The following is a 15,350-nucleotide window of genomic DNA, read 5'->3' as shown; positions in this document are numbered from 1 at the left end:
GCCACTGATATTGGGGGTAATAATAATACCGCAGCCACACAACTGACTCGTACTGCTGATATTACAGTCCCCACAGTTGTCTTAACATCAACTTCCCCAACTACACTCAACGCACCATTTAGCGTCACAGCCACATTCAGTGAAGATGTCACCGGCTTCGATAATACTGATATCAACGTCGCCAATGCGACTGTCGGTAACGTTGTCACAGTTAATGCCACAACTTACACCTTTGATGTCACCCCTACTGCGGATGGCCCTGTCACCGTTGATGTCCCTGCTGCCACAGCTACGGATACTTTTGGTAATAACAATACCCCAGCCACTCAGTTAACTCGCACTGCTGATCTCACTGGACTTACTGCTAATTTGGGGGCTATTCCTAACATTACTACAGCAGGTGGTACAAGTCAGGCATTGACAGTTACTTTCAGCGATAGTAGTGGAGTTGATGTTAGTAGTTTAGATAATTCTGACGTTGTTATAAATTGGTCAGGTGGGGCTATTCCTGCTACCTTTGTTAGTGTTGATGTTAATAGCAATGGTACCCCGCGAACAGCGACATATTCGTTTACGCCGCCTGGGAGAACTTGGGATAATGCTGATAATGGTACTTACACGGTGAGTTTGCAAGCCTCGCAGGTGAAGGATGCTAGCGGTAATTTTGCTGCTGCTAGCAGTTTGGGTACTTTTAGTATTGATGTTGCGACACCCGCACCCGCACCTGCACCAACACCTGCCCCTGCGGAAACACCTGCACCAACACCCGCACCCGCACCCGCACCTGCACCCGCGCCCGCGCCAAGCCCTGCACCCGCGCCCGCACCAACGCCTGCGGAAACACCTGCACCAACACCCGCGCCCGCACCAACGCCTGCGGAAACACCTGCACCAACACCCGCACCCGCACCCGCACCTGCACCCGCGCCCGCGCCAAGCCCTGCACCCGCGCCCGCACCAACGCCTGCGGAAACACCTGCACCAACACCCGCACCCGCGCCAACGCCTGCGGAAACACCCGCACCCGCGCCCGCATCAACCCCCGCACCCGCACCTGCACCAACACCCGCGCCCGCGCCAACGCCTGCGGAAACACCTGCACCAACACCCGCGCCCGCGCCAATCCCTGCGGAAACACCTGCACCAACACCTGCACCCGCGCCCGCACCAATCCCTGCGGAAACCCCTGCACCAACACCCGCACCAATCCCTGCGGAAACACCTGCACCAACACCCGTACCCGCACCCGTACCAACTCCTGCACCATTGGTAAGGCCAACACCCGCACCAAGCCCTGCGGAAACAGCGACACCAACGCCCGCACCAACACCGACACCAACACCATCGGTAACGCCAACACCAACAACCAACAAGATCCCTAACGATGACTGCATCTGCGATGACCTTGCCTATCCCAATTTAAACCAACCTAACTCAGTTGAAAACACCATACTTGGTGTATCGGGGATTCAAATAGGCACTGCCCAAAACGATGAATTTCTCGGCAGTAACAACGGCAATATATTCGATGCCAAATCCGGGAATGACAACTTATATGGTGGTGCCAGCAACGACATCTTTAATGGCAACCAAGGCAACGACTTCATCACCGGAGGAAAAGGAGACGACATCCTCTATGGAGATGAAGGAAACGACATCGTTCTTGGCGAATTGGGCAACGATTTAATCTTCGGAGGCAAAGGCAATGACTTGTTACATGGTCGCGAAGGTATTGACATCATTTATGGCAATAAAGATGATGACTTCATCGATGGTGGCAAGGATAATGACACCTTATTTGGAGGCAAAGGAAATGACATCGTGCTTGGTAGTCAAGGTGATGACTACCTTTTTGGACAGTTAGGTTCGGATACTATCTGCGGCGGTGAAAGTAATGACTTAATTAGCGGTAACGAAGCAGCCGATATCCTGGGAGGATGTGAAGGAAATGATACTCTTTATGGAGGGGAAGATAATGATACTCTCCTGGGGGGAAAAGGCTCTGATATCCTTTACGGAGACTTAGGCAATGATAGTTTGATTGGCGGTAGCGCTAACGATATCTTTGTCTTAAAAGCTGGTCAAGGATTTGATATCATCGCTGATTTTACCATCGGTAAAGACTTGATTGGATTAAGCGGTGGTTTGAGTTTTGGTCAGTTAGCAATAACTCAAAATACTCAGGGAACTCTCATCAAAAATGTCTTGACAGGAGAGGAGTTAGGTGTGATGATTGGAGTGAGTGCCAATACGATTACATCGGCTAATTTCCAGTTGATTTAGGAAATCAAGAAAAGTACGATCGCCCCTTCGATCCAAAAGGGCGATCGCACTTGACCCAAAAGTCGATCGCAAAATTTGATCGCACTTGAGAACCCCGACTTCTTTAAGCAGTCGGGCTTCTCCCCTTCACTGTCAACCTTTTCTAAACTGTCTTAGCCCACTCGATCCAAGTTTCCATCGGGCGGAAACCCACTGATTTGTAAAGCTTTGTCGCCCCTGTCAAACTGTCAGCATCGACGCTGAGTTTAGCTGTGTTTGCACCCGCTGCTTTCAACTTATGCAAACCAGCTAAAAGCATCGCTTTTCCTAAACCCATTTTCCGAAAGTCGCGCCGCGTACCCAACAATTCAATCCAGCCGTCTTTTGTGCCGCTGTGGGCGTTTTTTTGGGGTTTGATTTGACAATCGCAGAAAGCTGCAAATTTACGATCGCCCGAAACAGCAATCAAGTCTAATTCCGGCTGATAATTGGCGTCTTGCATCCAATAGCGCACGGTTTCCGCAGTTAAATCGTGGTGATTCCAGTGATCGATAAATGACTGGTTGAACATCTCTACCCAAGGCTGGATGTCTTGTTCTCCGGATACGTGTGTTAGGGCAAAATCTGCGGGAAATTCGGGTTTTGGTATGGGTTCGGCGAGGGATCGGGCCATTGTCCAAAAATAGCGATCGACCTCAAAGCCCTGTTTTTCTAGCAACCGCATCTCATCGGTTTGGTCCTCACGGCTGTATGTACGCAATTTTGCAGGCAAATTCCGTTCTTTCGCGACTTCGCCCAGCCGTTTTTCGCCCCATTTAATGATATCTTTTTCCAAACCTGCGCCGCGCACGTTTGGATGCACGTAAAACCAGAGACAAGCGTCGATTTCCTCTGGCGAATCGGGCATATCTAGGAGTGCTAAACCGATTAGTTTGTAATTACCATCTTCCCACAATTGCACGTCGCGGGCTTTGTCGAGTTTGGGGGCATCAAGTATTAGCTTAAGTTCAGTTGCTGAGACTTCTTCACCGAGTCTATCCACAGCTTCGCAAGCATCGATCAAATTGGCGATCGCGCACCAGTCAGTTTCGCCCTTGTAGGAGCGTGTTGTTAAGATATTCATAGAAAACTTGCAATCCGTAATTTCGGACTGTTCCTCTTAAGTGGTATTGGCAAACAAGTACAGTGAATTTATTGCAAAAATCCGAGTTTTTGATGATTAACCGCAGATGAACGCGGATAAACGCGGATGTAATGCAGATTTATTGTGGTGTCGATAAAACTCAGAAACCTGTTTATATCACCCAGGCTTTCAGGTTTTATCTAATTAGGCAATCATAAAAATTGTTTTGCCCTTTGGGGCTAATTTTGTAGGTGAGTTTATGGCTGGATGTCGATGAGTCGCGCTCTCTTTCGTTACTAAGCTTGGTGCTTAAGTAACTGTTGTTTGAATAAAGTTTCAACAGCTAAGTAAAGAAGTTGTCACCCCCAGTGGGTAGTTGATTTTTACTTTTGCTCTGTTTTACAATAAATCCTTTTTCAGGGATTTCTTGCTCCTCCTGTTAACTCGCCCGATCGGGGGAGGGGAGAAGTTGAACTTATTTAAAAGTTCCCTATTTGAACTATAACCTGAGCTGTTTTTTTTTGCAAGTTTGAGGTGAGGAGAGTTTTGTTAGTATGGACGGGAGCAGGTTTTTGAGGGCAGAAGCATTGCAGTTTTAACCGACCGTAACAGTAGTTTTAATCACTTTTTTACCGGATTTTAGGTGGATTTATCCCAACCTTAAACTAACATTAAACTAGATTGCGGATTGGTAGAAGGTAAATATGCTTGACAACCTGGATTTAAACATTTCCCTAGATAAAGAAACCTACGATGCCAAGATAGAAGTTTTAATGCAACAGTTGCGATCGCTCCAACTGGCGTGCAGGGAAAAAAAATTGCCTGCAATCATCGTCCTCGAAGGCTGGGCCGCCGCCGGCAAAGGTGCTTTAGTCAAACAAATGGTGGGGTATATGGACCCGCGGGGGTTTGCCGTCCACCCAATTTGGCCGCCGTCAGATGCAGAAATGGGCTATCCTTTCCTATGGCGGTTTTGGCAGAAACTCCCCGCCCGCGGCAAAATAGGTTTTTTCTACCACAGTTGGTACACTCACATTTTAGAAGACCGATTGTTTGATCGAATCTCCGAGGCAGAAGTACCGACAGCCATCAGGCAAATCAACGCCTTCGAGCGGCAGATGGTAGATGACGGCGCAGCAATTGCCAAATTTTGGATTCACCTCAGCAAAAAAGAGCTCAAGCATCGGCTCAAAAAACTAGAAGACGACACCTTACAAGCTTGGCGAGTGCGGCCCGAAGATTGGAAACAAGCCAAAAAATACCAAGAATACACAACTTTTGCCGAAGAAATGGTAGCCCAAACCGGCACGGGCCCGGCACCTTGGACGCTAGTAGAAGGCGATTGTCAGCGGTGGGCCAGAGTCAAAGTTTTAACGCAAATGGCAGCGACAATTACAGAAGCTTTAGACAGACTGCCGATGCAATCTGCACCCGTAAAATTGCCGCCTCAAGAAAGCTTGCAACCCACCGAACCTGACGTGCTCGCCCAAGTAGATTTAACTCAATCGCTGTCGCCCGACGAATACAAACAGCAACTTCGCGAACAACAAACCCGTTTTGGCAAACTGCAACAAAGCATTTACGAAGAGGAAATCCCCGTATTAGTGCTGTTTGAAGGTTGGGACGCCGCCGGTAAAGGAGGAGCAATCAAACGCTTGACGGACGTATTAGACCCCCGCAGTTACACCGTTAATGCCTTTGGGGCCCCGACAGACGAAGAAAAAGCGCATCACTACCTCTGGCGGTTCTGGCGACGGCTGCCAACGGCTGGTAAAATCAGCATTTGCGATCGCAGTTGGTATGGTAGAGTGCTGGTCGAGCGAGTCGAAGGATTTGCCACCGAGCCCGAATGGCGCCGAGCTTATCAGGAAATCAACGAATTTGAGGAGCAACTCACCAGTTTCGGTTGTGTCTTAGTTAAATTCTGGCTGCACATCAGTCCTGACGAGCAACTAAAGCGGTTTACAGAGCGGCAAAACAATCCCTTTAAACAATACAAACTCACCGAGGAAGATTGGCGAAATAGGGAAAAGTGGAATTATTATGAAGTGGCGGTGAATCAAATGATTCACCGCACCAGCACGCCGCTTGCTCCTTGGACGCTAATTGCGGCCGATAACAAGTATTATGCTCGTGTTAAAGTAATTCAAACGGTAACGCAGGCAATTCGGAATCAACTGAAGCGCCGATAAATTGGGATTGGTGAATGGGTAACAGGTAATGGGGACAAAAAGCAGGCAGCAGAAAGCAGAGTTGAATTGCCAATTTCACCTGCGGCGTGTTCGATTCATTACCAATTATCAATCAACCATTACCAGTTATCAATTACCAATTAACTGTCAGCAATCTGTGACTGGAAGTAGCGGGCTTCACCCTGCAGCCAATAGTTGATAGCTGACCGGAAGCGAGCATTAGGATAAATGCGATCGGGCTGCGTTATTGGCGAAAGTTAAAAACCCACCGATTCCCGTATTTCCTCCCGCAGCTAAATTCGCGATCGTTTCCAAAACTTCTGTACTAATTTATGAAGACACAGAATATTGCAAGATGCCAGAACTGTTAGCTCGCATTCTATTTCTATTCCTCCTGTTCTCACTGATCAAATCGTGGTGGGATCAATCAGGGGGCAAAGACAATCCTTTATTAGATCGGCTGCGCGTTTTGCTGCTGATCAGCCTTTTGATCCTAGCTTTTTTTGCACCAGACACCCCGGTCGGAGCAGCGATTTTCGGGCTCATAGCCTTCTTCTTTAAGCCGCTGGGTTTTTCAATCACGCTGTTGGTGATTGCATCGGCGCTGATCACGAACGGGGGCATCCGCAACCCGGCCCCGAGAATGATCTTGGCAGCCCTGCTAGTTTTGATCCTTTCGAGTATGCCAGTTGTCGCTTACTGGTTCGCCGAGCAAGCAGAACGGGACGCCGCCGCAGCCGTCCGCACAGTTTGCTGCGACGAAACCGCAGCGGCGATCGTTCTGCTGGGCAAGGGAACCACTCAGCCTCACATCCCCAACCGAGTAGCGATTCAACTGACAGATACAGGCAATCGCCTGCCCTATGCTGCCGTTTTGTACAGAAAACAACTCGCACCGATGGTCATCGTTACCGCTGGCCCGAGAGACGAGTTGGAGGGTTATGTTGGTGAAGCTAAGGATATCGAGACTTTGCTGGCAAACAACATGGGCGTGCCGCGCAGCAGTATCGTTCTCGACGATAACGGCAGCAACATACGCACCAGCGCTCAAGAGGTGAGAAAGATACTCGACAGCCGTGGCGCCCCGCGCAAAGTCATCCTGGTAACATCTGCGATTCAGATGCGCCGTGCCAGCCTTGCTTTTGCGAATATGGGAATCCAGGTGATTCCTAGGGCTACCGACTTCTACACTTTTCAACCCACCTCAGGAGGGAGATCCAGTAGACTCCGCTTAGACGCGGGAGATTTTTTGCCTAGTGCAGAAGCTTTGGTAACTACGACGCGAGTATTCGATGAATATTTCGGGTCTTTCTATTACTATTTGCGCGGCTGGCAGGCTCCCAGGGCCTAAAGTGGCAAGTTGCTGGTGTTTTTCTTAGCCAACAGCGACTGCTCCCCAGATTGGTTTAAAATCTGATGAGAATGAGACCTTTGTGGGGAGCTGTATTTTTTTCTCATTCCGGCGGGGTCGCCGACGATCAAGTTTGCCATGACTGCAAACAATACCCAAAAGATAACTGGCTCCCACTGGGATTTTGTGGGCTTTGCTTCAGGGGTTTTGACAGATTCAACGTTGACTTTGATATCTAGTTTGCCTTCAATTTCTTTGCCTTTGAGAACCCCGTCGTTGCACACACCCTTAAAAATCATCGGAGCGGGCTTTGGTGCTTCTGCTTTCGCTTCTGTCATTTTTTTATCCTGATTTTGGTAGATTCGGTTGGATAGTACATTCTTAAAGGTTCGGGGGTTTTCCGGACAGGATTTGGCGAACTCTGAAAGAATTAAGTTAAATATGCACGCCGCCCCTTGCTGGAGCTTAGACATCAGAATCTGAAGGCATTTCCAGCTAGTGCTTGTTTGTTTTGGCTAGCAGCGTTGCCTTGAAGCTGCTAATTACCTATCTGGGTGAACGGGAGGTTTTTATGCAAAATACAGGTTTTTTTATGAAAAATTGTCAATAAATTTATTTGCTCCCGGCGGGCCCAAAGGTCAACAGCCTTAAATAAGCTGTCGGGCATCTTGCGTTGTATTTTTCGGCCAGGCGGGACACCACACAAAAATTTCATCAAATTATGAGCTTGCCTTATCTCACCTAAGAAACCCGGTTTCTGCCAGCAGAGAGCCCAAGTGACGCAATTCGGTTAATAAACCGAGTTTATGGCTCAACATCGCCCTAGGAATGCCTATCTAAAATCTCAAATAATCTAAATAATCGACAGTGAAAATATCCACCAGTCAACTATCTTCCTTGCAACCGGAACAACTGGCAGCTTGGGCAAAAGAGGCAATTAATCGCAGTAAATCTGGTCGAATCCCTGCGTACATACCTCTCCTAGCGCAAGCCGATCGACAAAGGCTTGCCGTGCAAATTCGGGCAATTGATGGTCAAATTATGAGCTGGGGTAGCATTGCTCAAACATTCCCGCTGATGAGTGTAGTCAAGCCCTTTGTGCTGCTTTATTTGCTGTGCGAATTGGGCGAAAAAACGGTTTTTGACTGCGTTGGCTGTGAGCCTTCGGAACTACCTTTCAATTCCCTAACTCAACTCGAAATAGACCAAGGGAAGCCGAGAAATCCGATGATTAATAGCGGGGCGATCGCCCTAGCGTCTTTGATTCCCGGTCAAAATGCTGTGGCACGCTGTCAAAACTTGCTCGATTGGCTGAATAAACAGGCAAACAGTCAGTTATTTGTTGACGAGTTAATGCTCGATTCAGTGAAGACAAATCCCAATCAAAACAATTGGAATCTCGCCTTAAAAATGGTAGAATCGGGTTATCTTCAAAATGCGGAAATTGCTTTAGAAACCTACAATTGCGTCTGCTGTTTGTCGGGAACTGTGGAGGATTTAGCTAAGCTGGGGATGGTTTTGGTAAATAGTGGCGATCGAGCAATGGGGGAAAACTGCCGTACTGTCACAGCGCTGATGGCAACTTGCGGTTTGTATGAAGCATCCGCCCGCTTTGCCCTGCGGGTGGGGCTGCCGGCTAAGTCGGGAGTTAGCGGGGCAATGCTGTCGGTAATTCCGGGTCAAGGTGCGATCGGCTTTTACAGTCCGCCCTTGGATAAAGACGGAAATTCTATCGGTAGCTTATTTCTGTTAGAAAAAATAGCTAAAACTTTGCGACTAAGCGTATTTGATTAGATTAGGAATTACGCACGGTTGCTCAGGGTTTCGACTTCGCTCAACCACCGGGGTTTTTTGCGAGAATATTTCTTGAATGCTGGCATAAACTGCCAAAAACCCGGTTTCTTTGGTTTTGATACGTAAGCCCTGAACCAATGCCCCATGCCCCATGCCCCATGCCCCATGCCCCATGCCCAATAACTAATGCTTTTCCCCTAAAATAGCATAAACCACAGTCTTTTCTTTTTTGCCGCGCAATTGAATCGCTCCTACTTTTTGGCCTTCGTAGCGATCGCGCACGTAAGCAAAAGTCCTCGCCGTCACCAACAAATTAAAAGGACTGTCAGAAACAATTTCCTTATTCATCGCCTCCAATCTAGCAGCAACGTTGACAGCATCCCCGATCACAGAATAATTCAAACGCCGGGAACCGCCCACACTGCCCGCAACTAACTGTCCGGTATGCAAACCGATGCCAAACTTAATTAAAGGTTTGCGTTCACTTCTAAGCTGCTGATTAAGTTGGTGCAGCCGTTCGTGCATCGCAATACAAGCCGCAACTGCATTCAAAGCATCTTGTTGAATTTCTCGATATTCAGTATGGCAAAAAGGCACCCCAAAAACTGCCATAATTGCATCACCGATGTATTTATCTACAACGCCGCCGTGATCCATAATACAGTTAGTCATCGCTTCCAAATAATTGTTCAACCAGGTGAGTAAATCTCGCGGTCGCATTTTTTCTGAAATCGAAGTAAAACTACGAATATCCATAAACAGCACCGTTGCTGTAAGTTCTTGAGGTTCGAGTTCTCCCTGTTCAAATATCTCAGCTTTGCGTTCCCAAATAAGCTGAGCTGTCTCCGGAGCGACGTGCTTTTCAAATAACCTCATCAACTGCTGCTTTTCGTACTGTTCCCGCAGTTGCAAAGCAGTGCTAGATAAAATGAGGGTGCCGATAGGTGCGGCAATCGGAACCCACCAAAAAAAGAAGCCAAATAACAAAGCGGCAGCCCCAATCCAAATTATAGGCAAACCGAGAGCGATCGCCATTCTCTCTTTAACACCTCGGTTGCCCAAAACCAAGGCGGTAAGGGGGCCAATCCCCAACAATAACAAAATTTCTAGGAGTACCGGCAGCCGCTGCAGCAAGCGTTGATTGAGCAAATTGTCAACCAATGCTGCATATAAATAAACTCCCGCCGTAGTCTTGTTGAGAGGTGAAGATATCGGGTCTAAACCAGTAGCAACTATCCCCACTAAAACTAACTTATTACTCAGAGCATCTGCGGGAATTCTACCTTCTACGACATCAACAAAAGCATAGGTAGGTAGATTTTCAGTTTTCCCAGGCCAGTTAACCCAGACTTTTTTTTCCTGCTTATTTTTGGACTGTGGGAGCAATACTGGATCTTGGGGATTAGCAGCATTGTACCTGTGAGTCATTGCTAAACCGAAATTAGGAATCCCGTTGAGAAAGATTTTTGACTCCCGGCTAATACCGTCGCTATCGGCTTCTTGGCTGATGTGGCCGACACCTGCGGCGGCTGCTTTTAAAGATGCTACTGGTTCTTCTTTAAGGGTTCTAGGGAGTACAACTTTGCCGTTGGCGGCGATTGCAACGGCTAAAATATCATCTTTCGGACTTGGATCGAGGAAAAGAATGTCAAAACCAACGGCTGTGGGGGGAGATTTTTTCAGTGCTTCTAGCAGTTGGGCATAGCGGTTACGAGGCCAAGGAAATTGACCGTATTCCTGCAAGGAATGCCGTTCGATCGCAATTACCACAATTCTCTCATCCCATCCGGGATTGGGCAAAATTCCCGATTCTCGAATTTGAAATAGCGTTTTGTATCCCAAATATTCAAGAGGTTTCCACATTCCAAATTGTAGCATGGCTACAGACATTATACCTACTACTACCCCTGTGACCCAGGGAGGATTTGTGGTTATATGTTGCCGGAGCCCGAGCAGTTTATTCTGTTTGATATGATCAATCCATTCTTTGAACTTCATGCAATTAATTTGACGCAATCATTGACATTCGAGTCCGAACTTCGATAGGAGTGAGAGTCATGAAGTTTTACAATACCGTAAGGGCGAATGGTGGGGGCAAAATTTATTGATTTTGACTACCGAGATTCACCGCAAAATCCTTCGCACCTACACAAAATAATCAACCCTGATAGGACTATAGGATCTAACTCACGTCCTCAGAGACTGCCCGCGTACATTACTCGCGACGATAGGTTGTTTAGCGAACTGCGAAGCTGTAATGCCTTTCTGTGACTGACGGGCCTCGCACTACGATTTTGAGGCGGCGACTTGGAGGTAAAATTCCTTGGATTTTGAAGTTGCCATTTCGATCGATCTTAATCTCTTCGTTGTGGACATAAACTGTGTCGATCGGGTTAATTTGACCACTGAGGCTATAGATATTGGCGCTGAGTCTCAACAACCTGCGGACTTTGAGTTGAGCTAGGCGAGGGCTCGCTGAGGGCGTCACGGGCGAGGTTTGAGGGAAAATAGTCGTGGCGTTACCGCTGTTGACAACTACTTCTGAGTCGGCACTGTCTGATACTACGACTGCACCTTCAATTGTTTCGACTGCGGTTTTGCCGCCACCGACGCTGACGCCAAAGGAGGTGCCGCGAACTCCAGCAACGCCTTCTGGGGTTTCAACTCTGACTGGGGCGGTTTTGGCAGACTTTTTTTGTTGGGCAATTTGACTGGATTTGCCAAGTCCGCTGAAGGTATTGAGGGCGACTATTTGGTTCGGCGGGATAATTGTTGAGGTGTTGGCTGCGGGAGTTGTCGCAGCAGTTTTGCCGATCGACAACCTGACTCGCCCCCTGCTGACAAAAATGGCTGTGTCTTTTTCGCCACCTGCACTGCTTGACAAATTGGATATTCTGACTGCGGTTTTTTCGCCAACTTCCACGGTGCCAACGTTATTGTCGATGCCTAAACGGGCTGTGGAATTAGGGCCGGTGATGATTTCGTCTCCGGGGGCGAGTAGCCGATCGCCCACAACGGCTGGCCGCCCTTTAAAGCTGACTGTACCCCGAATTTCTTCTATTTCGAGCGATCGCCCGGCCGCTGTTCCCTGGGCGTTTATCGTCTCTACTGGGGATGAATTAGCCGCCACTGTTGCCGGATTTGTTAGAGATTTTGAGGCTGTTGGCAGTGCTGGCGGTCGATCAACTGAGACAAGTTTAGTAGCGTTCGACGGCTGTGTGGGGGATGGAGAAAGCGGACTGGCGATCGTCGCACGACCAAGTGGCAGACAGGCGAACACAGCTAAGGACAAACTTAGGAGCGGAATTTGGGTCGAGCGCCCACAGGTAAAAATTTTATTCATAATTTCAATTTTGTCATATTGAAGTTTCTAGACTTCCTTTCCTGTATCAGACACCCTAAATCCGGCAATCGTTCCACTTTTTATGCCCTAACACAGCAGCACAAATAAACTTTCTCAGCCTGAAATCTTACCATTAAATCTTTTTTTTATTGTCAGATTGTAGTAAACCGTTACAACATGACCGTTTCCTACAATCTGACATTCGGAAAATTTTGCAAGCTAGACTCCAAGTGCTTTACAGCATTAATCTTAGCCGATGTCAACGTTAGAAATACAAGATTTATATATAGCAAACCTAAATTTAATTACTGCTTCTGAATGTCTTTTGGCTTCTGCCGGAAGGATGACTAATTGGAAATAAATCCTGTAGTTGTGACAATTAATAAAAAGATTGTTTTTGCGAAGGGATAAAAAATAATTATCTCCGTGGTGCGCGAGACTCTGGAAGTTGAGCTTGCCGCTGTGGAAGCTGATGAGGCAAACCCAAGCGAATCCGGGTAGACGATCGACAAACTCCGACTAGAATACCGTTTTTTAGGGAAAGTTGGTGGAAATTTCGATGGAAAATCATAGCGAGCGATCGCCTGCTGGTGTTGCTGTTCCGAAGTAGACGCCAAACTGTAAAATAAACGGTTGTATATAGGTTATATAGAGCAGGAGAACAATTTCAGTGGCAATAGAAGTAGGTCAGAGAGTGAAGGTGCGCCGTCTCAGAGATCGGATACCTGCAAATATAGTGGGCAAGATAAAGGAGAATCCAGTAGGCACTGTTGACGGATTCAGAATGGTTGACGGTAGCGGAGTAGGCGTGGTTGTCAAGTTTGACGGTTTTGCGACTTGGTTCTTTGAAGATGAGCTAGAACCCGTTTAACAGATGTAGAAGGAAGAAGGAAGAAGGAAGTTCGGCAACGGATTCTGTAACGGATGTAACGGATGTAACGGATGTAACGGATGTAACGGATGTAACGGATGTAACGGATGTAACGGATGTAACGGATGTCAGTCCGATGGAAGAAGGAAGAGGAAAAATTTTCCCAATTCTTCCCCTCTCCCACTCTCCCACTCGCCGACTCTCCTCTTCCTCCACTCTCCGCCCTCCCCCACTCTGGCTGAAGGTTGCGCTTAAATGTTAAAGAGTAAGCTTTGGCAGTGAGAACAGAAAATGGCTTTGATTTTGACATTTTTGGGCAAAGGCGGCACTGGCCGCAGTACGATCGCGATCGCAACAGCTAAAAAATACGCGGCTCAAGGCAAGCGAGTTCTGCTGCTCGGCCAAGATCCGGGCCCTGCATTGGGTATTCTGCTAGGGGCTCCCCTGACTCTCAACCCCCAGGAAATTGCCCCCAACCTCAAAGCAGTTCAGGTGCAAAGCGCGCCGCTGCTAGAACGCAGGTGGGACGAAGTTAAACAACTAGAAGCTCAATATGTCCGTACTCCCTTTTTCAAGCAGATTTACGGTCAAGAATTAGGAGTATTGCCGGGAATGGACAGCGCGCTGGCGTTGAACGAACTTCGGGAATACGAAGACAGCAAACAATACGATGTAATTGTTTATGACGGCAATGGCGGCATGGATACGCTGCGGATGCTGGGAATGCCGGAAATTCTGAGTTGGTACATCCGCAGGTTCCGCCAAGCTTTGGTTGATTCGGATTTGGGGAAAGCGCTTTCACCTTTTATTCAACCGGTTGTCAGTACCGTGTTGACTGTGGATTTGTCGGGAGACAATGCTTTTCAATCTACTAAGCAAGTCGATAATCTTTTGGATAAGGGTAAGGAAGCGCTGGCAGATCCGAACCGCACGGCGGCTTTTTTGGTGACGACTGGAGATGCAAGTGCGATCGCAACTGCTCGCTATCTTTGGGGAAGTTCTCAACAAGTTGGCTTGACTGTGGGCGGTGTCATTGTCAATCAAGCATCGGTTACAGAAGCTATTACTGCCGATTTTGAGCCTTTGACGGCTGTTTCGGTTCCGGCGCACAGTGATAATAATTGGCAGCCGCTAATTGATGCTTTGCCAGATTTTTCGGAGGCCGCAAAAGCTCCCAAACCTATTAACATAAACATTGCACAGCGTCAAGTTAGTTTGTTTTTGCCTGGGTTTGACAAGAAAGAAATTAAATTGATTCAATCGGGGCCGGAAGTGACGATCGAAGCGGGCGATCAGCGGCGCAATATTTTGCTGCCTCCGGCGCTAACTGGGAAGTCTGTTACTGGTGCTAAGTTCCTGAACGGTTACTTGATTATTTCTTTTTAGGGTAAGGAAGAAGATCGTTTCTAGTAAGGACTAAAGTCCTTAGTTTCCGGAAAATTATTTGGGGTAGGGAGACGGCATTGCCGTATCCTCTGCGGCCAAAGTCAGGACACGGCAGTGCCGTTTCCCTACAATTAATCGAGGGTAGGGAGACGGCATTGCCGTGTCCTCCGTTGCTTATGTTACAATTTCCCACAACACATCACCAACCCAGCCAATGCTCCGACAAATTTGGCAAAGCATCATCAACCTGTGGCGGCAAATTCAGCGACATTTCCGCAAACCAGCACCACCACCGCCAAAGCCAACTCCGATTCCCACTTTTGGGGAATACGAACAGAAATTTTTGCAACTGTTAGAGGGTGTTGAAAAAGGCTGGAGTCGGGGCGAAATTAAAGGTTTTTTAATCGCCTGCAACATCAAAGATGCTGAGTGGGAAAACTGGCTGCAAGAATTTGGAGAAAGGTTGCTGGTATCCCCGGAGACTCATTTAGAATTGGGTGGGCGAATGGTGCGGCTGGGTGAGATGAATTGCGGGAAACTAAGTGAGGTTGGTGGGAAGATTGGTTGGCAATTGTTGGCTGGGGAGAGTTTGAATCGGAAGGATGAGGAAGGGCGATGGGTTGGGAATGAAAATATTGTTACTCGATTGTTGGATGGGAAGAATTTGAGTCAGACTCCTGCGGATGATTCATCTGTTGGGAATGAAAATATTGTTACTCGATTGTTGGCAAGGCAGAGTTTGAGTGCGACTCCGACGGATAATCCATCGGTAATAACTGAAAATATAGAAGTCAATCCAGAGGCAGAAGAATTATATAACCAAGGACGAAAATTTTATTATGCAGGAGATTTAGAAGGGGCGATCGCAACCTACGAGAAAGCCTTAGAAATTGACCCGCAATTCCACTTTGCCTGGAATGGGCTGGGTCTTGCCCTAACAGATTTGAGCCACTACAGTGAGGCGATCGCAGCCTTCGAGACAGCCTTAGAAATTGACCCCAAATTCCACTTTGCCTGGTACGGGCTGG

General features: G+C 47.8%; 11 protein-coding genes. 7 read left to right on the top strand and 4 right to left on the bottom strand.

Annotated features, from left to right (window positions below; genetic code table 11):
- The coding region (locus QUA77_RS26615) for an Ig-like domain-containing protein (RefSeq protein WP_333453546.1) at positions 1–2,283 on the top strand (2,283 nt) is incomplete at its 5' end.
- 142 nt (positions 2,284–2,425) lie between these two features.
- Here QUA77_RS26615 and QUA77_RS26610 read toward each other — a convergent pair.
- A complete protein-coding gene (locus tag QUA77_RS26610; protein WP_333453544.1) occupies positions 2,426–3,385 on the bottom strand; it encodes a GNAT family N-acetyltransferase in 960 nt (319 codons plus the stop codon).
- A 704-nt stretch (positions 3,386–4,089) separates the two neighbouring features.
- Between QUA77_RS26610 and pap the strand changes: the two genes are divergently transcribed.
- Both pap and QUA77_RS26600 read left to right on the top strand, forming a co-directional pair.
- Positions 4,090–5,577 (top strand): polyphosphate:AMP phosphotransferase, encoded by a 1,488-nt coding sequence (gene pap / locus QUA77_RS26605; protein ID WP_333453542.1) that lies wholly within the window; start codon positions 4,090–4,092, stop codon positions 5,575–5,577.
- Positions 5,578–5,824: 247 nt separating this feature from the next.
- The gene (locus QUA77_RS26600; protein WP_333453540.1) at positions 5,825–6,928 is read left to right on the top strand and encodes a YdcF family protein; all 1,104 of its coding nucleotides are present in this window, start codon (positions 5,825–5,827) and stop codon (positions 6,926–6,928) included.
- Here the strand turns inward: QUA77_RS26600 and QUA77_RS26595 are convergent.
- On the bottom strand, positions 6,925–7,266 hold the full coding sequence (locus QUA77_RS26595; protein ID WP_333042600.1) for a hypothetical protein: 342 nt from the start codon (positions 7,264–7,266) through the stop codon (positions 6,925–6,927). The genes QUA77_RS26600 and QUA77_RS26595 overlap by 4 nt on opposite strands.
- A gap of 529 nt (positions 7,267–7,795) precedes the next feature.
- On the opposite strand from QUA77_RS26595, the gene glsA reads away from it, so the two are divergent.
- The gene (glsA, locus tag QUA77_RS26590; protein ID WP_333042602.1) at positions 7,796–8,722 is read left to right on the top strand and encodes a glutaminase A; all 927 of its coding nucleotides are present in this window, start codon (positions 7,796–7,798) and stop codon (positions 8,720–8,722) included.
- A gap of 183 nt (positions 8,723–8,905) precedes the next feature.
- Here the strand turns inward: glsA and QUA77_RS26585 are convergent, their stop codons facing one another.
- Both QUA77_RS26585 and QUA77_RS26580 read right to left on the bottom strand, forming a co-directional pair.
- Positions 8,906–10,720 (bottom strand): adenylate/guanylate cyclase domain-containing protein, encoded by a 1,815-nt coding sequence (locus tag QUA77_RS26585; protein ID WP_333453538.1) that lies wholly within the window; start codon positions 10,718–10,720, stop codon positions 8,906–8,908.
- A gap of 238 nt (positions 10,721–10,958) precedes the next feature.
- Entirely contained in the window at positions 10,959–12,065 is a 1,107-nt protein-coding gene (locus QUA77_RS26580; RefSeq protein WP_333453536.1) for a FecR domain-containing protein, read from the bottom strand.
- A 670-nt stretch (positions 12,066–12,735) separates the two neighbouring features.
- Between QUA77_RS26580 and petP the strand changes: the two genes are divergently transcribed.
- The 3 genes from petP to QUA77_RS26565 form a co-directional block, all read left to right on the top strand.
- Entirely contained in the window at positions 12,736–12,936 is a 201-nt protein-coding gene (gene petP / locus QUA77_RS26575) for a cytochrome b6f subunit PetP (RefSeq protein WP_172186826.1), read from the top strand.
- Positions 12,937–13,227: 291 nt separating this feature from the next.
- Entirely contained in the window at positions 13,228–14,322 is a 1,095-nt protein-coding gene (locus QUA77_RS26570) for a Get3/ArsA fold putative tail anchor-mediating ATPase NosAFP (protein ID WP_333199705.1), read from the top strand.
- A 214-nt stretch (positions 14,323–14,536) separates the two neighbouring features.
- The coding region (locus tag QUA77_RS26565; protein ID WP_333453534.1) for a tetratricopeptide repeat protein at positions 14,537–15,350 on the top strand (814 nt) is incomplete at its 3' end.

This window comes from Microcoleus sp. K5-D4, from assembly GCF_036704575.1.
GTDB lineage: Bacteria > Cyanobacteriota > Cyanobacteriia > Cyanobacteriales > Microcoleaceae > Microcoleus.
Note: the sequence above shows the minus strand (reverse complement) of the source record. Positions and strands in the feature narration are given on the sequence as shown.

Coding starts and splice junctions, on each gene's coding strand:
- QUA77_RS26595 (WP_333042600.1), bottom strand. CDS start 7,266: ATGACAGAAGCGAAAGCAGAAGCACCAAAGCCCGCTCCGATGATTTTT.
- QUA77_RS26610 (WP_333453544.1), bottom strand. CDS start 3,385: ATGAATATCTTAACAACACGCTCCTACAAGGGCGAAACTGACTGGTGC.
- QUA77_RS26580 (WP_333453536.1), bottom strand. CDS start 12,065: ATGAATAAAATTTTTACCTGTGGGCGCTCGACCCAAATTCCGCTCCTA.
- pap (WP_333453542.1), top strand. CDS start 4,090: ATGCTTGACAACCTGGATTTAAACATTTCCCTAGATAAAGAAACCTAC.
- QUA77_RS26585 (WP_333453538.1), bottom strand. CDS start 10,720: ATGAAGTTCAAAGAATGGATTGATCATATCAAACAGAATAAACTGCTC.
- QUA77_RS26570 (WP_333199705.1), top strand. CDS start 13,228: ATGGCTTTGATTTTGACATTTTTGGGCAAAGGCGGCACTGGCCGCAGT.